The sequence below is a fragment of the Vibrio sp. 2130-1 genome (genome assembly GCF_033339515.1).
This window is the reverse complement of sequence record NZ_JAWOUT010000623.1, coordinates 1-545: the sequence shown is the minus strand read 5'-3', so window position 1 is coordinate 545 and position 545 is coordinate 1. Positions and strand designations below refer to the sequence as shown.

The 545-nt window shown below is 49.0% G+C and carries 1 pseudogene; it reads left to right on the top strand.

Going from position 1 to position 545, the window contains the following annotated elements:
* A pseudogene (locus R7Q09_RS27765) lies at positions 1–545 on the top strand (2',3'-cyclic-nucleotide 2'-phosphodiesterase); the annotation flags it as partial.

The following is a 545-nucleotide window of genomic DNA, read 5'->3' as shown; positions in this document are numbered from 1 at the left end:
AGGCAAAGGATTTGAGAATCTACAAGGCGTAGACAACAACAAAGGCACCATCAACGGTGTCACTGCCGTCATGCCTGGCCGTTGGGGTAGCCACGTGGGAGTCATGGATCTGGTCATCGAGCAAAAAGACGGCCAATGGCAAGTAGTGGAAGGACAATCTGAAGCTCGACCAATTTTCGACAAAGCGACTAAGAAATCGCTTGCAGAAGCAGACCAAGGCATCATTAAAGCACTCGAAGACGATCACAAAGGCACTCGCGAATTCGTTAACCAACCAATTGGTAAAGCGAATGACGTGATGTACAGCTTCTTGGCTTTGGTGCAAGACGACCCAACAATCCAAATCGTTAACCTTGCACAAAAAGACTACGTTGAACGTTTCATTCAAGGCGATCCAGACCTTGCTGACATTCCAGTTTTGAGCGCGGCAGCGCCTTTTAAAGTGGGCGGACGTAAAGATGATCCGAACGGCTTCACTGAAGTTGAATCTGGCCAACTGACTTTCCGCAACGCCGCCGACTTGTACCTATACCCAAATACGCTCG